This window comes from Rhizobium sp. 268, assembly GCF_036571585.1.
Classification (GTDB): Bacteria; Pseudomonadota; Alphaproteobacteria; order Rhizobiales; family Rhizobiaceae; genus Rhizobium; species Rhizobium redzepovicii.
The window spans coordinates 231,910-249,901 of record NZ_JAPPSO010000008.1 but is presented as its reverse complement, the minus strand read 5'-3'; the positions used below and the strand labels follow the sequence as shown (position 1 = coordinate 249,901).

18 protein-coding genes and 1 tRNA gene are annotated in these 17,992 nt (G+C 60.5%); 10 read left to right on the top strand and 9 right to left on the bottom strand.

Going from position 1 to position 17,992, the window contains the following annotated elements; all coding sequences use genetic code 11:
• Window positions 1–36: 36 nt before the first annotated feature.
• Complete coding sequence (locus OS035_RS17735; protein ID WP_183781174.1) at window positions 37–2,211, bottom strand: GumC family protein; 2,175 nt, start codon at window positions 2,209–2,211, stop codon at window positions 37–39.
• Window positions 2,212–2,403: 192 nt separating this feature from the next.
• Here OS035_RS17735 and OS035_RS17730 point away from each other — a divergent pair, with 192 nt between their 5' ends.
• The 4 genes from OS035_RS17730 to OS035_RS17715 are packed head-to-tail and all read left to right on the top strand — an operon-like array spanning window position 2,404 to window position 7,001.
• On the top strand, window positions 2,404–2,979 hold the full coding sequence (locus OS035_RS17730; protein WP_003573986.1) for a polysaccharide biosynthesis/export family protein: 576 nt from the start codon (window positions 2,404–2,406) through the stop codon (window positions 2,977–2,979).
• A gap of 3 nt (window positions 2,980–2,982) precedes the next feature.
• Window positions 2,983–4,152, top strand: coding sequence for a glycosyltransferase family 4 protein (locus OS035_RS17725; RefSeq protein ID WP_097627150.1), 1,170 nt, complete (start codon window positions 2,983–2,985; stop codon window positions 4,150–4,152).
• A 54-nt stretch (window positions 4,153–4,206) separates the two neighbouring features.
• Window positions 4,207–5,772 (top strand): undecaprenyl-phosphate glucose phosphotransferase, encoded by a 1,566-nt coding sequence (locus tag OS035_RS17720; protein ID WP_097627148.1) that lies wholly within the window; start codon window positions 4,207–4,209, stop codon window positions 5,770–5,772.
• A complete protein-coding gene (locus tag OS035_RS17715) occupies window positions 5,769–7,001 on the top strand; it encodes an O-antigen ligase family protein (protein ID WP_097627146.1) in 1,233 nt (410 codons plus the stop codon). The genes OS035_RS17720 and OS035_RS17715 overlap by 4 nt, the downstream gene beginning before the upstream one ends.
• A gap of 18 nt (window positions 7,002–7,019) precedes the next feature.
• Here the strand turns inward: OS035_RS17715 and OS035_RS17710 are convergent, their stop codons facing one another.
• The 3 genes from OS035_RS17710 to OS035_RS17700 all read right to left on the bottom strand — a co-directional run bounded on the left by OS035_RS17710 (window position 7,020) and on the right by OS035_RS17700 (window position 10,209).
• Window positions 7,020–7,850, bottom strand: coding sequence for a carbohydrate ABC transporter permease (locus OS035_RS17710; RefSeq protein ID WP_097627144.1), 831 nt, complete (start codon window positions 7,848–7,850; stop codon window positions 7,020–7,022).
• Complete coding sequence (locus tag OS035_RS17705; protein WP_097627142.1) at window positions 7,850–8,743, bottom strand: carbohydrate ABC transporter permease; 894 nt, start codon at window positions 8,741–8,743, stop codon at window positions 7,850–7,852. Before OS035_RS17705 ends, OS035_RS17710 begins: the two co-directional genes overlap by 1 nt.
• 131 nt (window positions 8,744–8,874) lie before the next feature.
• Window positions 8,875–10,209: an extracellular solute-binding protein gene (locus OS035_RS17700; RefSeq protein WP_331813931.1), complete on the bottom strand. Its 1,335-nt coding sequence runs from the start codon at window positions 10,207–10,209 to the stop codon at window positions 8,875–8,877.
• Between the two features lie 177 nt (window positions 10,210–10,386).
• Between OS035_RS17700 and OS035_RS17695 the strand changes: the two genes are divergently transcribed.
• The gene (locus OS035_RS17695) at window positions 10,387–11,001 is read left to right on the top strand and encodes a GNAT family N-acetyltransferase (protein WP_097627138.1); all 615 of its coding nucleotides are present in this window, start codon (window positions 10,387–10,389) and stop codon (window positions 10,999–11,001) included.
• Between the two features lie 20 nt (window positions 11,002–11,021).
• On the opposite strand, the gene OS035_RS17690 is transcribed toward OS035_RS17695, so the two are convergent.
• Complete coding sequence (locus OS035_RS17690) at window positions 11,022–12,779, bottom strand: glycogen debranching protein (RefSeq protein ID WP_097627136.1); 1,758 nt, start codon at window positions 12,777–12,779, stop codon at window positions 11,022–11,024.
• Window positions 12,780–13,139: 360 nt separating this feature from the next.
• Between OS035_RS17690 and OS035_RS17685 the strand changes: the two genes are divergently transcribed.
• The 3 genes from OS035_RS17685 (at window position 13,140) to OS035_RS17675 (ending at window position 14,906) form a co-directional block, all read left to right on the top strand.
• Entirely contained in the window at window positions 13,140–14,321 is a 1,182-nt protein-coding gene (locus tag OS035_RS17685; RefSeq protein ID WP_097627134.1) for an ROK family transcriptional regulator, read from the top strand.
• Window positions 14,322–14,370: 49 nt separating this feature from the next.
• The gene (locus OS035_RS17680) at window positions 14,371–14,664 is read left to right on the top strand and encodes a helix-turn-helix domain-containing protein (protein ID WP_097627132.1); all 294 of its coding nucleotides are present in this window, start codon (window positions 14,371–14,373) and stop codon (window positions 14,662–14,664) included.
• 92 nt (window positions 14,665–14,756) lie between these two features.
• The gene (locus tag OS035_RS17675; protein WP_097627130.1) at window positions 14,757–14,906 is read left to right on the top strand and encodes a hypothetical protein; all 150 of its coding nucleotides are present in this window, start codon (window positions 14,757–14,759) and stop codon (window positions 14,904–14,906) included.
• 3 nt (window positions 14,907–14,909) lie between these two features.
• Here OS035_RS17675 and OS035_RS17670 read toward each other — a convergent pair whose 3' ends face one another.
• Window positions 14,910–15,122: a hypothetical protein gene (locus tag OS035_RS17670; protein WP_029872887.1), complete on the bottom strand. Its 213-nt coding sequence runs from the start codon at window positions 15,120–15,122 to the stop codon at window positions 14,910–14,912.
• 196 nt (window positions 15,123–15,318) lie between these two features.
• Here OS035_RS17670 and OS035_RS17665 point away from each other — a divergent pair, with 196 nt between their 5' ends.
• Window positions 15,319–15,552, top strand: a complete 234-nt coding sequence (locus OS035_RS17665; RefSeq protein ID WP_097627128.1) for a DUF982 domain-containing protein — start codon at window positions 15,319–15,321, stop codon at window positions 15,550–15,552.
• A gap of 2 nt (window positions 15,553–15,554) precedes the next feature.
• Here OS035_RS17665 and OS035_RS17660 read toward each other — a convergent pair whose 3' ends face one another.
• The gene (locus tag OS035_RS17660; RefSeq protein WP_165503912.1) at window positions 15,555–15,773 is read right to left on the bottom strand and encodes a hypothetical protein; all 219 of its coding nucleotides are present in this window, start codon (window positions 15,771–15,773) and stop codon (window positions 15,555–15,557) included.
• Window positions 15,774–16,337: 564 nt separating this feature from the next.
• On the opposite strand from OS035_RS17660, the gene OS035_RS17655 reads away from it, so the two are divergent.
• Window positions 16,338–16,970, top strand: coding sequence for a class I SAM-dependent methyltransferase (locus tag OS035_RS17655; RefSeq protein ID WP_097627127.1), 633 nt, complete (start codon window positions 16,338–16,340; stop codon window positions 16,968–16,970).
• Window positions 16,971–17,050: 80 nt separating this feature from the next.
• Here the strand turns inward: OS035_RS17655 and OS035_RS17650 are convergent.
• Both OS035_RS17650 and OS035_RS17645 read right to left on the bottom strand, forming a co-directional pair.
• Window positions 17,051–17,127: transfer RNA gene (locus tag OS035_RS17650), tRNA-Pro, on the bottom strand.
• A gap of 96 nt (window positions 17,128–17,223) precedes the next feature.
• Window positions 17,224–17,892, bottom strand: a complete 669-nt coding sequence (locus tag OS035_RS17645; protein WP_097627125.1) for an HAD family hydrolase — start codon at window positions 17,890–17,892, stop codon at window positions 17,224–17,226.
• Window positions 17,893–17,992 lie beyond the last annotated feature (100 nt).

The following is a 17,992-nucleotide window of genomic DNA, read 5'->3' as shown; positions in this document are numbered from 1 at the left end:
ACCGCAAAACCGCTGAACACTTTTGCGCGACATGCATTAGGCAGCCCGGCCGAGCGTCTGCTCAGCCCCTTCCCCGCCCGACATCAGCACGACGCGCTCGTAGCCGGCAGCCTGGAATTCCGTCATCAGGGTCACGAAGATCGTTTCCTCGATCTCCGGTAGGGAGAGAATGATCTCGACATCGCGGCTGCGGGTCAGCCGCGAGACGCCGGCGACATCGGCCGAACCGCATTCGACCACCACGAGGTCGTAGGCGGCGGCAAGCGCATCGAGCAGCAGCGACAGCCGGTCGACAACGCGCATGGCCCGGCGCACGTCGCTCTGGCCCTGGGGGATCACATGGGCTAGGGAAAGACGATCGCTGTGGATCGTGTCGCCGAAGGCGGCCTCGCCGCAGAGCAGATCGGTGACGCCGGGAGCAGCCTGGTCCTCGGCCATCAGCTCCGTGGGGTAACCGGAACCGGTCATATCGATCAGGATGACGCGGCGGCCGGCGTCGGCGAGCATGCGGGTCAGCAAAACTGTTGCCGCGGAGCCATTGTCACCGGTCGGAGATATTGCGATAGCCAGCGGCGCACGGCTGCCCGTGAGATAATCGGCAACGGAGGCGACGGAGAATTCATTGTCGTCTTCCGGCAGCTTCTCGGCGGCCTCGGTGTCTTCGATCACGTCCTTTTCGTCTTCATCCCCGACAATGGCGAGCATGCTCGGCTGGATGGGCTTTCTGACGGCAGAGACAACCGGAGCGGCCTGCGGCGCAACCCTCTCCTCGACGAGAGTTTCCGCCTCGATGGTCTCGGGGGCCGCATCGACGGGACGGAGCGCCCGGCCGCTGAAGAGTTCGGCCAGCATGGTGACGATGGCGCTCAGGATCAGAGTGGCGACCGCAGCGACAACGACGATCGGCACCACCTTCGGGAAATAGGGATCGACCGGCTCGATGGCCTTGGAAACGATACGGGCATCCGCCGGGCTCGAATTGCTGTCGGCGCGGGAAGCGGCCTCGCGGTAGCGCACCAGATAGGTTTCGAGCAGCTGGCGCTGGGCGGTCGCCTCACGCTCCAGCGCATTGAGGCCGACCTCGTCCTCGCCGGCGCGGGCGCTGTTGGCCTGCACCGTGTCCGACTGGCGCTCGAGCTCGCTTGCCCTTAGATCCGCAACCTTGGATTCGTTCTCGATGCTCGTCAGGATCTTTTGCGTCTCCTGGCGGATCTGGGTGCGGATATCGGCGAGCTGGGCGCGCAGGCTTTTCAGCCGTGGATGGTTGTTGAGAAGGCTGGTCTGCAGATCCGAGATTTGCGACTGCAGACCGGATTCCGTCGCTTTCAGCCGCTGGATCGCCTGGGACGACATGATGTCAGGCAGCGTGTCGGAGGCTTCGCCCGAAGACAGCGCATTGCGTACCGCCTGCGCCCTCGCCTCGGCATTGGCCTTGTCGCCGCGCACGCGGGTCAGCTCCGCCGAAATATCGTTCAGCTGCTGGGCGGGAAAGGTGGTCGTGCCGTTCGTCTGCAGCAGCCCGTGCGAGGTGCGGTATTCGGCGACCTTCTTTTCGGCTTCGCTGACCTTGCGGCGTAGGCCCTCGATCTCCGGCTCCAGCCAGCGCGTCGCTTCCGAATTGGAATCAAGCTTGGCGCCGCTCTGGGTCGAAAGATAGACATTGGCCATGGCGTTCGGAATGGCGGCCGCGAGCTTCGGGTCCTTCGAGGTGAAACTGATGCCGATGACGCGTGAACCTGGCACCTGGTACACCTGCAGGCGTTCGACGAAAGCGTCGATCACCCGCTCTTCCGGCGGGTTCTCCATCGGGTTCTTCTTCAGATGCAGCTTCACCATGATACTGCTCATCGCCGAGCCGTTGGCGGCATCGTCGAATTCCGGCAGGTTATAAAGCTTCAGGTCGTTGATGACCTTCTTGAGGAGATCGGCCGATTGCAGCAGTTGCACTTGGCTGGCGATATTCAGCTCATCCATCAGCGGGCCAGCGCCGGCGTCGTTGACTTGCTGGGTGCTGGCGAAGGCCGGCGCCCGGGGTTCGATCAGGATGCGTGTTTCGCTGCGATATTGCGGCGACATAATCTTGGCGCCTGTAAAGGCGATGCCCGCCCCCGCAAGCGTAATCGCCAAAATCCTGAGCCGCCGCGCCCAGACGGCGCGGACCAACTGGCCGAGGTCGATGTCCACATCCTGATCACGCGCTACGCCGGACATGCTCTTACTCCACAACAAATGTGCCGCAAGCGTAAACGACCATGGTAACTCAACGGTTAATGGCAATCTTGCCGAGTAATAAGCGACGGCCGATGAAAGGAACTCAGGAAATTGCAAGCGGCCTTTACCGAGCATTAACCCTAACGGATTGATAACGGCTCTACCGAGTTCATTTTCTGTGAGCACAAACGGATGTCTGTCGTCCAGCCCAAGATCCTTTTGGCCCTGAGCCTTGCAGCCATGACGGCGGCATTGGGCGGTTGCACGACATACAAGCCGGCACCGAAGGCGTTCAACGAGGCGACCATCCAGCCCTATACGCTTGATAGCGGCGATCGGCTGCGCGTTACCGTCTTCGACCAGCAGAGCCTAACCAACACCTATACCGTGGATCAGGCCGGTTATATCGCCTTCCCCCTCATCGGCCAAGTCCCTGCCCGCGGCCGAACCCTGCAGCAACTCTCGGGCCAGATCGCCCAGAAACTGCAGCAGGGCTATCTTCGCGATCCTGATGTTACCATCGATGTCGATCGCTACCGTTCGATCTTCCTCATGGGCGAAGTCGGCCAACCCGGCCAGTATGCCTATGTCCCCGGCATGACCGTGCAGAACGCCATTGCGGTCGCTGGCGGCTTTACCAGCCGCGCCAACCAGAGCATGGTCGACGTCACCCGCAAGATCAACGGACAGGTGCTGACCGGCCGCATCAACATATCCGGGCCGATCATCGCCGGCGACACGATCTACGTTCGCGAACGGCTTTTCTGAGCGATGACAATACAGAAGCCGCTCCGCATCCTCCATTGCTTCAGGTCGCCGGTCGGCGGAATTTTCCGCCATGTCCGCGATCTCGTCGAGGAGCACAGCAAGGCCGGTCATCAAGTCGGCATCCTCTGCGACAGCTCGACCGGCGGCGAGTATGAGGACAGCCTGTTCGACGATATCCGTCCCTATCTCTCGCTCGGCCTGACACGCGTGCCGATCCGGCGTTCGATCAGCCCGTCCGACCTTGCGACGATGTGGGATACATACAAGAAAATTAAAAGTTTGCGGCCGGATGTGCTGCACGGACACGGCGCCAAGGGCGGCGTGCTCGCGCGACTTGCCGGCTCAGCGTTGCGGGTGAACAGGTATCGCGTAGCCCGCCTCTATACCGCGCATGGCGGAAGCCTGCATTATTCGCGTTCCTCGCTCAGCGGACAATTCGTCCTGAGGATGGAGCGCCTGCAGGAATATTTCACCGATGCGCTGGTCTTCATCTGCGAATACGAGCGCGACACCTATGCGCGCAAGGTGGGCAAGCCGCGGACGAAGACCAGACTGATCTATAACGGCATCGCCGAGCGCGATTTCGAGCCGATCCCCACCCGCTCGGATGCCGTGCACTTCATCTATGTGGGTATGCTCCGGGACCTCAAGGGTCCCGATCTGTTTGTCGATGCCTTTGCCAAGACCGAGCGGCTGCTCGGCCGGCCGCTGTCGGCGCTGATGATCGGTGACGGACCGGATCGCGACCGCTACCGCGAGATGATGGTCGAGCGTGGCCTCGGCAAGCGCATCGGCATGCTGCCGGCGATGCGGGTCCACGAAGCCTTCTCCATGGCGCAGAACCTCGTCGTTCCCTCGCGCGCCGAAGCCATGCCCTATATCGTGCTCGAGGGGCTCGGGGCCGGCAAGACGATCATCGCCAGCCGGGTCGGCGGCATTCCCGAGGTGCTCGGCGCCGACAGCGCAGCCCTTGTGGAGGCCGGAAATTCCGATGATCTTGCCCGCGTCATGGCGGAAACGCTGAGCACGCCCGACTGGCACGCCAAGACGATGCCGAAGCCCGAGGCGGTAAAGGCGGTGTTTTCCTCGGCCATCATGGCGCGCGATGTCCTGAAATTGTACCATGAGCTCGTCGATCCGGCCGCTGGCCGAGCAATGCCCGCCGCCCCGTAAATATTTCTTAGGGGCTTTCTGGTAATTCGCTTGGTGACAACGAGCGAAAGCCCCATGAACAAGCTGGAAAAAGGCGATCAATTCGACGTGGAAGCACTGCGCAAGCAGGTCTCCGACATCGAGGTGCGCGGCGACGCGGGTCAGGAAAAACCGTCCGACCCGACAGAAATTAATCCCTATGCCCGGCAGATCGCCGAACAGTTCCGTGACGGAACCAAGTCGCCGGTGATCATCATCGGGCAATTGCGGCTGCTGGAATTCCTGGCGCTCTTTGCGATCGCCCTGATCGCCCATTATTTTTGGCCCGGTGACGGCTACGATTCATCGCTGGTGCGGACCGGCATGGCGGCGATCGCCTCGGCCTTGACCGTTATCGGCCTGCAGCTTGGCGACACCTACACCATTCCGGCACTTCGGGCCAAGCTGCGGCTGATCCCGCGCATCCTGGGGTCGTGGATGACCGCACTCCTCCTGACGGTCGGCCTGTTCGCGCTGGTTCGCGGCAGCACATGGGCGATGGTCGTCGGCGCCTATCTGCCCTGGTTTACGGCTGGCGCACTCTTCCTTGCGGCCGAGCGTTTCCTCGTCGCCTACGGCATCCGCAACTGGGCGCGCAACGGCATCATGGAGCGTCGCGCCGTCATCGTCGGCGGCGGCGAGCCGGCCAAGGAGCTGATCCGCATCCTCGAACAGCAGGATGACAACGACATCCGCATCTGCGGCATCTTCGACGATCGCGGCGAGAAGCGTTCGCCGATCATGGTTGCCGGTTATCCGAAGCTCGGCACCGTGGCTGAACTCGTCGAATTCGTGCGATTGACGCGCATCGACATGCTGATCATCGCTCTGCCGCTTTCGGCCGAGGCGCGTATATACGACCTTTTGAAGAAGCTTTGGGTTCTGCCGGTCGATATCCGCCTTGCTGCGCATGCCAACCGGCTGCGCTTCCGGCCGCGCGCCTATTCGCACGTCGGCAGGGTGCCGATGCTCGACATTTTCAAGATGCCGATCCGCGACTGGGACTCCGTTGCCAAGCGTGGCTTCGACATCTTCTTCACCGTGATCGCGCTGGCGCTGCTCTGGCCGCTGATGGTCGCGACCGCCATCGCCATCAAGGCGACCTCCGAAGGCCCCGTCTTCTTCATGCAGAAGCGCCACGGATTCAACAATGAAATCATCAACGTCTTCAAGTTCCGCTCGATGTACACCAACATGGCCGACCCCACGGGCAAGGCCGCGGTGACCAAGGGCGATCCGCGTGTCACCCGCGTCGGCCGCTTCATCCGCAAGACCTCGATCGACGAATTGCCACAGCTTTTCAACGTGCTGCGGGGCGAACTCTCTCTGGTTGGCCCGCGCCCACATGCCGTTCTCGCCCAGGCCCGCGACCGCGCCTTCGGCGATGTCGTCGAGGGTTATTTCGCCCGCCACCGCGTCAAGCCCGGCGTCACCGGCTGGGCGCAGATCAACGGCTGGCGCGGCGAAGTGGACAATGACGAGAAGATCAAGTTCCGCACCGCCTACGACCTCTATTACATCGAGAACTGGTCACTCTGGTTCGATCTGAAGATCCTGTTCCTGACGCCGATCCGGCTGCTCGACACGGAAAACGCCTATTGAGCGCGATCGAGGCGACATATCCCCGTGTCGCCCAGCCGCAGCGGATGACGCTGCGCCTGATCGGCTCGGCCTTTGTCGCCTTCGGTGTTTTCCTCTCCGGTTTCGTGATCGACGAGCCGGCGCCCTACGAGCTCTGGATGGCTGGACTGATCGGCCTCTGGTTTATCCTGGGCCTCAGGATTTCGCGCGGCGTCGCACCGCTGCTTGCCCTGCTGCTCACCTTCAACATCGGCGGCATGCTGTCGCTGACGCAGATGAAAGATCTGGCGACCGGGCCGATGTATATCGCGGTCTCGACCTTTTTGGCGCTGACGGCGGTCTTCTACGCGGCGATCATCGAGGACAGCCACAAGCGGCTGCCGCTAATCTTCAACGCGTGGACCTTCGCCGCCGTCGCCACCTCCGCGCTCGGCATACTCGGTTATTTCCACGCCTTTCCGGGCGCTGAAATCTTCACCCTCTATGACCGCGCCAAGGGCGCCTTCCAGGACCCGAACGTCTTCGGCCCCTTCCTGGTGCCGCCATCGCTTTATCTCGTCCACGGCATCCTCGTCGGCGACCTGAAGAGATCGCCGCTGAAGGCTCTCGCTCTGCTGGTGCTTGCACTCGGCATCTTCCTGTCCTTTTCGCGCGCCGCCTGGGGGCTCTTCGCGCTCGGCGTGGCGCTCCTGATCTTCATCATGCTGCTCAAGGAGCGCAGCGGCGCCTTTCGCCTCAGAGTTCTGGGGCTGTCGCTGGCGGCGATCATCATGCTGGTCGCCTCGCTGCTGGTGGCGTTGCAGATCCCGAAGGTCGCCGAACTGTTTTCGGCGCGCGCTCAGCTGGTGCAGCAATATGACGGCGAACATCTCGGCCGCTTCGAGCGCCACCGGATCGGCTTCACCATGATGATGGAGCGCCCGCTCGGCATCGGCCCGCTGGTGTTCGGCACGATGTTTCCCGAGGACGAGCACAATATCTGGCTGAAATCGCTGACCACCTATGGCTGGCTCGGCTTCGCCACCTATGTCGGCATGCTTGTCTGGACGCTGGCGCTCGGCTTCCGATACCTGCTGCTCGACCGGCCGTGGCAGCCCTTCCTGATGATCGCCTGGATCTCTGTTCTCGGCCACGCCACCATCGGCAACGTCATCGATATCGATCACTGGCGCCATGTCTATCTGCTGCTCGGCACGGTCTGGGGCTGCGCGGCGCTCGAGGTGCGCCACAAGCGCGGCCGTGGGCCATAGCTGCGAGCACATCGCTGCCTATTTCGTCGCGCCTGCCGTCAAGCCGGCGATGAACCGCCGCTGGAAAACCAGATAGGTCAGAATGAGCGGGAAAATGACGATCACCGCGCCGGCGGTCAGGACCGGCGTATTGACGGTGTAACGCCCCTGGAAAAACAGCATGCCGAGGGGCAGCGTCCGATAGGCGTCGTCATTGACCAGGATGAACGGAATGAGAAACTCGTTCCAGGTCCAGATGAACAAGAACAGCGCCAGCGTCGACATTGCCGGTATCATCAGCGGGATAACGATCTTGCGCAGGATATAGAAGCGTCCGGCGCCATCAAGCACCGCGGCTTCGAGAACTTCCTCCGGCAATTGCTGCATCGCGCTGGCAAGGAAGATCGTCGAGAAGGGTATCGACATCGCGATCTGCGGTATGATGAGAGCCGCATAGGTATTGATCAGCCCGAGATAGCGCATCTCATAATAAAGCGGGATGATGAAGGCCTCCGCCGGCACCATCATGCCGAGCGTCAGGATCGCAAACAGCGTGCGCCGGAGCGGAAACGACAGGTAGGCGAAGGCAAAACCGGTCAACAGGCCCAAGAAGACGCTTGCGGCAACGACGGGTATGACGACGACGATCGAGTTCCAGAAGTAAATGTTGAAATGCCCGGCATTCCAGGCATCGACGTAATTTTCGAAATGCGGATAGGCCGGAAGGGCGAATGCGCCCTTCAGAACGTCAGCCTTGCTTTTTATCGAGGTCAGCAGCAGCAGCAGGAACGGGGTGATCGTTACGAAAGCGAGAAGCCAGAGCACAATGCGAAGGAAGAGCGCGGCGGGGTAGTTGGACGAGCGGCCCATCAAGCCATTCCTTTGCTTCTTGAGCCCACCAGCCGGTGAATTGCATAGTTGATTGCGAATGTCAGCAAGGCGCCGACAATGGCGATGGCGGCCGCTGCGCCGAACCGATTGAGCTCAAAGCCGAGCTGATACATGTAGATATTCGGCACGAGCGTCGCGTTGGCGGGTCCACCCCGGGTCATCGTGAAAATCAGGTCGAAGCTTTTGATCGAGGCTATAACCGTCAGAAGCAAAACCACCCTGATCTCGGGCATGAGAAGCGGCAGCGTTATCCAGAAAAAGGTCTTTCGCGGCGACGCGCCGTCGACCTTGGCGGCGTCGAAAAGAGACGGGTCGATGCGCTGGATTCCGGTGAGGAAGATGACCATGCAAAAGCCGAAGAAATACCAGGTGGCAACGATCCCGACCGCGGGAAGCACGAAATTGAAATCTCCGAGCCAGGGTAACGCGAACCGGCTCAATCCTATCGCTCGCAGAAACTGATTGAACGGGCCGAATGCAGGATTGTAGAGCCATGCCCAGATGATGCCCAACACGGCGGTTGGCATGATGTAAGGCAGGAACAGGAAGGTTCTGAGGGCGAGTTGTTCGCGTTGCTTCAGATTCCACACGCAGGCGGCAAGCGTTATGCCGAGCACGAGCGGCAGGACGCAGTAGAAGATCATCAGCTCGGCATTGTTGCGCAAGGCAATGTAAAAACGGCTATCGGAAAAGAGATCGGCGTAATTGCCGAGGCCGACCCATCTCGGCATCGTCAAGCCGTCCCAACTGGTCAGGCTCAAACCCAAGGCCGCGACGATCGGCCCAAAGACAAAAGCCGTATAAAGCAGCAATCCCGGCAATAAATAGATGAAATTGGTCTGTTGCGAGCCATCCAGTGCGGAGCGTTTCATCCAGTACTCCATGAAGCCAAAGCTCTGGTCATCGTGCGGCAAGTCGTCAGCTCGCAGCGCTCATTTTAGCGTGGTGGATAGGACGCCGGCCGGACCGCCTAGTGCGCGGTCGTGACCGGCGTCCGCACTTCCTATTTCTTATCCTTCAAATAGGCCTGATAGTCCTTGTCCATGGCATCGACAAAGGCTTCGGGCGTAATCTTGCCGGACAGGAGAAGTGGCGTGTTGTCGTCGATTGTCTTCAGCATCGTCGGGCTCGACCAATCGGGGTAATGGCCGAGCGCATCGTTGGCGTTGAGTGTCTTCCACATTTCGATGCCGGAGGTCAGGAGCGGCGTGAGCTTGAGCTTGGCATCCGCCGGGAGCGATGTTGCAGGAAGATAGCCTGCAGCGGCCCAGCTTTCGGCGGCCTTTTCGGACACCATATAGTCGATGTACTCGCCGGCCAGGTCCTGTTTCGCCTTGTCTTTGGCAAGGCTGGTTATCGCCCAGGCAAGATCGACGCCGCCGACGCTCATGGGCTTGGAAACGCCCTTAGGAGCGGGAATGGCCATGAAGCCGATATCCGGATTGTTTTGCATGTCGCCGAAGTACCAGGTTCCGGAGATCAGGAATGCGCCCTGTCCTGATATGAACAGCTGGACGGCGTCGTCACCCGATATGCCCTCGAAACCGGGGTAGAAATAGCCGCCCTGCGCCCATTGCTGCACGAGTTTGGCCGATTCGATGTTGCCCTTTGTGTTCCAAGAGCCGCCCTTGCCGTAGATCAGGTCGTCAAGCTCGGCGCGATTGGCCGCGTCAATATGCGCTTGATCGATAGCGCCGATCATGTGCAGGGCAAGATGCTGCTTGGCGGAGCCCATCATGAAGGGCGCAACGCCTTTTTCCTTCAGCTTGTCGAGGTCGGCCAAAAGCTCCTCGAAGGTCTGCGGCAGCGCCACGCCGGCGTCGTCGAGGATCTTCTTATTGTAGTAAAGGCCGACGATCTCGCCGAGACCTGATATGCCGTAGGTCTTACCGACCCCGAATTTCGCCCCCTCCCAGCGGTCTCTGGCCAGCACGGAATCGGACTGCCGCTTATCCCAGCCATATTTCTGAATGTACTCGTCGACCGGCAGGAGCAAGCCTTCCTTGACCATCGCGCCCATGTCGCCGGCGCCCTGGTTGACCTTGGTGATGACAGGGCCATCGCCCGCCGAAACTGCAAGTTTCAGCGTCAGCTTCATGTCATCGAAAGTGCGCGCAGTGCGTTTGATCGTGACACCGGGATGCGCGGCTTCGAAATCCTTATTCAGTTGCTCGATGACCGCGCTCTGGCCTTCGAAGGTCTGGTCATCCCACACGGCCAGATCGTCGGCCCGGGCGGCGGAAAGGCCGAAACTCACAAGCGCCGCGCCGGCGAGCGCGACAGCTGCTTTCAATCGGTATGCCGGCAGTATGCTGATCGATCTCACGGTTCTGTTCATCTGCTCCACCTCATTTGGTTTATTCTCCACTCCCCGTCCGGGCCTCGCACCTGGCGCCGGCCGAACGTTTTCTTTCCCCAGAGCTTTGCCTGGTTGGCGAATCTGGGGTAATCGTCACTGCATCGGCCCCTCTCGCGATCCAGAATGACAAAGCGCCACGCAGGAGGTGGCAAAACGATGGACAGCAACTGCTTCATCCGCCCGGCGATTGAAGCCGATATCGACGCTCTTTTCGACATCTGCCTGAAAACCGCCAATGGCGGCGAAGATGCCAGCGCGCTTTACAGCGACCCGCATCTGCCCGGTTACATCTGGTCGGTACCCTACCTCAAATTTGCCAGAGACTTTGCCTTTGTTCTGGTTCAGGGCAACCGGCCGGTCGGCTATGTCGTCGGGACGCCCGATACTGTCGGGTTCGACAAAGATCTGAAAGCAGACTGGTGGCCGTTCGTCCGACAGCAGGTCGCCGGGCTGACGCCCAACCGTCCGCGCGATGCCGACGTGCTCGAACGAATTCAAAATCCGCGCAGCGGAACGACGTGGCTTCAAGACGACTACCCGGCGCATCTTCACATCAACATTCTTCCCGGACTTCAGGCCGGCGGCTGGGGGCGCAGGATGATCAGCACCGAGCTTGAAGCGCTCCGCAATCACGGAGTCGGAGCGGTGCATCTCGGTGTCGATCCGAACAACGAACGCGCCAGAGGTTTCTACCGTCATCTTGGCTTTTCCGAACTCGAACGCGATGGCTCCGTCGCCTTCGCCATGCGGATTGATAAGAGACCCGAGTAGAACCGACCGAGCCGTCATGCTCATGAGATTGGCTCCGCATTTGCGGCGTCAAGCCCATATTTCAAAACGACTGCCGCCGGCATGGCGCTCCAGCCCTGAAGCAGCGAGCCGCGCCCATAGGGCGGCGAGAAATATTCCACCGCACCGATCCAGCCATTGTCGAGACAGGTTTCCCACCAGCGCGTCAGGGCGTAACGCGCCCCTCCAAGTCCGTGGCGAAGGCGTTCTTCGGCATAGGCGCCATCCCAATAGGGCCAGTCCGAGCCATTGTGGTAGCGGTAGGGAAACGCCGTCTTGGATCGCAGATCGCTTGGCCGCTTGAAGGGCGGATAGGCGCACATTACACCCCAGCTGCCATAGGGCTGCTCGTGATTGTTGCGCGTTTCCAGCTGGCTTTCAAAGGCTCTCAGCAAGCCAATGGCCTGCTGTTTTGAAATTGCGCCGAACCGCGACAAGGTCAGGCTGTCGAGAGCCAGATGATCCTCGACAAAAGCGCCAGGCGTTCCATAGTCGACATATCCTCCCGTTGCCGGGACGAAGAGCTTGGCCTCGATCTCCTGGCGGGCCAGATTTGCGGTCCTGCCCGCGCGTTCGGCAAGAGCCGGATCCAGACCGTCGCCAAGCCTTGCCACCGCATCCATGGCGCCGATGAAAAGACCGAGATCATAAGAGACCAGGCCCTCGCGATAGACGTTGTCGGCCCAATCCCGATCGTTACGTGGCTTTACCGGCAGGACGCTGTCGGGGCCGGCCAGGCTGAGATAGCGGTCGACGATTGCCCGAACGATCGGCCAGTGCAGCTGCGCCTCGGCGAGGTCCTTCGTGGCCCTGACGTAGTCGTCGATGAACAGGATGAAAAAAAGCGGGCTGTCGAAGTGGTCGCTCCACCAGTCTTGCGGACGGTTGTGGTATTCCGGGACCGCCTTTTTGTGGGTTTTGGGATTGGCCTTGCTGTCTTCGACAAAGCGCTGCCACGCCTCCGATTGCGCAGGCCCGGTCAAGATCACCCCGCTCGGGGCTTCTCCATCCGGCTGCACCCCCTTGGCAAGCAGCCGGATCTCGTCGCGCACCGCCTCCGGTGCGAGCGTCAAAAGCGGCTGCATCGTCCAATAGCCGTCGCGGTAATAGGTCCGCGCCGGGGCACTGTAGGCCTGCCCCGCGGCAAGACCGGCGAAGGCGCCGTTTTCGTCGCGCCTGATGCTGGAAAGCGCGGCATGGATGCCCTGGCTGACCATGCTGCGCATCAGCGGGTCGGCGTCGGGCGCCAGATCGCAACGCGCGACATATTCGGCGGCTTCGGCAACGATCGCTTCGCTGGCGAGGCTGAGAGCCCTCTCGGCTTCGTCTCTGGAGGCGCCGACGGCAATCCGCAAATCGGAACCGAGAACGTCCACGATGAGGACACCCCAGCCCATTTCGGCAGTCTGCCGATGGGGGCCCCGAGTAACCTTCGCGCTCGCGCCGTCCCCATCCGGCTCATGCCACCAGGCGCAACGACGCGCCGGATATACGCCCTGAAGGCGTGCGCCGCTGATCAACATCACCGGCAGCGACTGCGCGACGAATATGCCGCCCTGCCTGGAGACCATTCGGTTCGGCGCATAGGTATAAGGGCCAGCGATGGCGGAAAACCTCACGCGCCCCAGACTGCCGGCGCCCCAGAGGGCGAGATCAGCATATCCGTCCGGATGAACATCGGCCTGAAGGCGCGGCGCCATTATAGGCAGTAAAACGCCTTGTTCGGCGGAAAGCTGTCCATCGGTCGAGGGCTTTATCATCGATAATCCCCCCACAGCGAAGTTGAAGAGGCTGCAGAACGCGAAAGAGAGCAATAGAGGGACAAGCCGGGGCCTGCTCCTCTTCGGGCGACCTTGGCGAGCGCGCGGCTATCCAGACAATGCGGGTGGCGCATACTTGTCCTCGACCCTCTTTATTTCGCCGTGCATTTCATTGCACGTTGATATCAGCCTACAGGCGACCTCCCATTTGTCAAGGACATAGACAAATCTCCACCTTGGGTGTACTGAAATCCGCTTATATGACGAAGTTGAGCCGAAGCCCTCCTTTCTACGAGGGTTTCGGGTCAATATCGACCCCTGATTAGGTATATGCTCCGAACTAACTGGAAGAGCTAGCCGATGGCACTGACACTTTCTGCCACGCAGACGCCCATCGCACGAAAAATCTCAACTCATGCCGTGATCCGGACCGTGTTGGCGAGCGGCTCGATTTCCCGCGCCGACATTGCCAAGCTGACCGGCCTTTCGAAACAGACGATTTCCGATGTCGTGCGCGACCTCGAGGATGATGGATGGTTGAAACCTGTCGGCCAGACCGATGGCCGCCCGGGCCGCAATGCGATTACGTATGAACTCAACGCCAGGGCGGGTCTTGCGGTCTCCATCGATCTCGGCGGCACCAAGATCGCTGCGGCGATCTGCGATCTGCTAGGTAACATCATAGCCGAAACCAAAGTGGCCACCGACCCCCGCGGCGGAATGCATCTCGTCAATCAATTCAGCGATCTCATCGTCGAACTCTTGCTTGCAGCCGGAACGACTGCCGACAAGCTCCGTCTCGTCGTTCTGGGCAGTCCCGGCGTGCTCGATCCGGCCACCGGCCATATCAATGTGGCGCCGAATATCCCTGGCATCGACGCGATCAATCTGCGGCAGGTCTTCTCCGACAGAATGGGCATTCCGGTGATCGTCGAAAATGACGTCAACCTCGCCGCGCAAGGCGAGAAATGGCGGGGACACGGTGTCGAAACCGGCAATTTTGCCTTCGTCGCGCTCGGAACGGGCGTCGGCATGGGCATCATCGCCAATGGCGCACTGCTGCGTGGCGCGCGTGGCGCGGCCGGCGAGATCGCCTATCTCCCGATCGGCGGCGATGTTTTCGATCCCGGCGGGTTTACGCTCGGGACCTTCGAGAGTGCAGTCGGCAGCGTCGCGATGTTACGCCGCTACACCGGCTTCGGCGGGCGCAACGCTGCCACCGTGGCCGATCTCTTCAACGCCTTCAATGCAGGCGATGCCAGCGCCGTCGCCGCAATCGAAGAGACGGCAAGGCTAGTGGCGCTCGCCATTGCCGCCATCGGAGCAACTCTCGATCCCGAACTGGTGATCACCGGCGGCAGCATCGGCGCAAGACCGGAATTGGTAAACGCCATCCGGGGTTTCCTGCCGCGCTGCACGCCTTATCCGCCGCGCATCGAGATCAGCCGGTTTGGGAACCGGGCCGCCCTCATGGGAGGCATGGGGGTCGCGGTCGAGCGCATGCACGACGATCTGTTCGGCGTGAAATTGAAGGATACTTGATCGGCCTGCGCCACTTGAGAACTGCGGTAAATGCGCTAGATTTTCCGCCATGATAACAGCGACACAGATACGCGGCGCGCGCGCCATGATCGGGATGAGTATCGAAGAGCTCGCCGCCGCAACCGGCCTGCCTGTGGAGACCGTGACGGCGCTGGAAAACGGCGAATTTGCGGGCGAGCCGCACGCGCTGTTCGATGTGCGCAGCACGCTGGAGGCGCACGGCATCATCTTCCTGTCGAGCGGCAATCAGGATGAAGGCGGCCCCGGCATCCGGTTGCGTGCGCGCACCGTCAGCGACGACGGTATCCGGCCGGAAAACCTCAACGCCGCAAACGACGATTAGGCCGGCGCGGGCTCAATTCATCCTGTTGGTTGCGGAACCAATCCGACACTTGGCCGTTTCCGCTGTCCTATCAGATATTTGAGGGCAGTCATTTGAACAGCAGGAATGGTCTCTACGTTCTCATCGGCGTTCTCGTCGTCACCGTCATCGGCCTCGGTACTTATATCTACCGTGAGGAAAGCAAGCCGCAGGGGATTGAGATGAGCATCGGCAAGAACGGTGTCTCGATCGAGCAGAACTGAACGTCAGAGGTAGGTCTTTGCCAGGTCGGCGAGTTTGCCGCCGTCCTTCACGCCCTGCCTGTAGAGCTGAATGATGACCGCACCGATGCGCTCGGCCTCGGGTGTCGTCCTGGCGAGGCCGCGTTCATCGCAGACCTTGTCGAGCACCTGCGAAAGCAGATCGAGATCTTCCGAAAACAGCGGCAAATCATGCGGATGAATTGATGACCGTAACATCACGCCGCATTCCCTCCGAGGGCAAACGCATCCACGCTTGCATCGCCGGCCGCCCTCCGCAACCGACAGAAATGATTATGCGCGACGGCTTGAATTTTAGCAACTGCGCAAATTTCCACGAAACAAAATCCGGGAACAAATTTTCGTCCCGCGCGTTTTGACGCCGCCCTGTGGCAATAATCAGTGAGTGCAGACGTTGAGTGAAATACGCTTCCCCTCCCCCATCCGGGTGTTTTCTCCAGAGAGCAGCCTGATCGTGTCCACCGTCTGGGAAGCCGTCGAATATCTCAAACAATGGCCGAGCAAGCGTGGGCGTCACTATCGCGTCGCGCGCCAGCATTGCCTGGACGCGCTCGACGGGCTGCGCAGCCCGCGCGCCGCACAGGCTTCCTTCATCACAGCGGCGAAGACGGCGGGATTGCTGCTGTGAGATCAGCTGCTGTGGCGGCTGGCGGCGGCGAGCTGGGGGTGAATGGAGCCTTCCATAATCACCTTGGCGGTCACCTCGATCACCTGCTCCTCGGCAAGTTCAGCAAGCGCGAGGGCGACATCGCCCTCCGACCAGCCAGCCTTAACGGCCTCCTCGGACAAAGCCTGGAATGCGCCGGCGAGGGCTTGCCTGCAAGTGAGATTCTGCTTCATTTCCGCCATGCGCTCGCACTAGGCTATTTGTGACAGGGACGCTTTTAATCTACACATATTCGCATGAAAGCGAAGAGGTTTCACGTTTTTTAGATTCGAAATTGCGTATCTCATACTTAATCTTGGTATAACCTTAACAAAAGGCAACAAATAACAGCTCCGTAACTCAAAGCGTACCAAAAAGAACTAATAGATTTATTTGATTCCACACCCACAAAGGGTATTTCATAGCGTTATTTACTGCAAATGGTCGCAATATCGAAGTCGAAACGACGACTGGGTACCCGTCCCGGCAAAGTGAAATCCGATTTGCGCCACGTTTCATCATCTTCCCTGCACCCTGTCAATCGGCTTCAGGATCTCCCATCGGCGAGCGCCGGCGCTCTTCGTTCGTGAGATGACGGCTAGCCTAGCCGAATGCGCATATCCGCCAACCGCCATCCTCAGCTGCCGCGAGCGCCTCCTGCGCTAATCACTTTAATACCACAACGACACCACACTGCCGTCAAACTCCGCCGTACGATTGTGTTGCGTATTATTGGGTTGGCGGGCTCATTTTCTCCAGGAGGTAAAATGTCTATCGAACTAGACGCGACGACCTATGTGCATGCTAAACCGGCGACGGCCCATTCCTATATTCTGCCGGCCGTAGTCGATGTTCTTGAGAACAGTTTTCAGGAGGCAAAAGAAACATCGGTCTTCGACCTCGGTTGCGGTGCCGGCGGTGCTGCGGCCGTGCTTGCAGGAAAGGGCTATGATGTCACCGGTGTCGATCCCTCCGAGGACGGTATCGCAAAAGCGAGAACGGCCCATCCGGATCTGCCGCTGGAAATCGGCTCCGGTTACGAAGATCTCTCCAGCCGGTACGGGACCTTCGATGCGGTGATCAGCCTCGAGGTGGTGGAGCACGTTTATGATCCCAAGGCGTTCTCGGCCACCATGTACGATCTGGTGAGGCCCGGCGGCATCGCGGTCATGTCGACGCCTTTTCACGGTTACTGGAAAAATCTGGCCTTGGCCGTCAGCGGCAAGATGGACGATCATTTCATGCCCCTCAAGGACCATGGCCATATCAAATTCTGGTCTCCGGAAACGCTGAGCACGCTGCTGCATGAAACAGGTTTCGAAGACGTCGACTTCGAATATGTCGGGAGGATTCCGCTGCTGGCAAAATCGATGATCGCGATTGCCCAGAAACCGCACTGAAGATCAACCGTTTTCCGCAATGGCCGCGAGAGCGCCGCCATACGAAACGTGATGTTCTGACTGGATTTCAAGGGGATAAATGGTCGGGGCGACTGGACTCGAACCAGCGACCCCTTGACCCCCAGTCAAGTGCGCTACCGGGCTGCGCTACGCCCCGACCTGCCGAAACGGCTTGCTTCGTTTAGTTTTTCGGCGCGTGCAATGCAAGCGGAAAAACTCGCCTCCCACAAAAAGAGGCGGTTTGTCTAATTGATCAGATCGCCGCGAGCGTCAGCCGGCCTTCGGCGGTATGGCGGGGCTGCCATGCCTGGTAGTTGGCGATCGAGAAATGTGGGGTCTCGAAGGGGGTGGCGTGGGTTTCGGTAATGACGGTCACGTCGGCACCGGCGGCTTCGCCGGCGAGGATGCCGGCGACGGCGTCTTCGAAGACCAGGCATTTCGCGGGATCGACGCCAAGACGGCTGGCGCCGAGCAGATAGCCTTCGGGGCTGGGCTTGCCCGATTTGACCTCCTGGCCGCTGACGATGACCTTCGGCATCGGGATGCCGGCGGCGGCCATGCGGCGCCTGGCAAGCTCGATCGGCGCCGAGGTGACGATCGCCCATTTGCCGTCGGCAATGGCGGAGAGGAAGCGGATGGCGCCGGGGATTTCGACGATGCCGGAGACATCCTCCATCTCCTCGACGAGCAGCAAGTCCGCCTCATGGGCCGGATCGACGCCGGGAAGGCCGAGCCCGCGGATGACGTCGGAGGCGCGAATGCCGTGGATGGTCTTCAGAAAGACCTCCGGTTCGAAGCCATGGCGCCTTGCCCATTCGCTCCAGACGCGTTCGACGACGGCGATGGAATTCAACAGCGTCCCGTCCATGTCGAAAAGGAAGGCGTCATAGGATCTGTCGAGGATATCGTGGAGAGCGGGCACGGGGCGTTCCTTGCGGGTGCGAGGCCGGGGCGACCCCTGCACAGGCGAGTAGCGGAGAGCGGCGGCGGCGTCAACGCTAGTCGTTGACGTCGACGTCAAC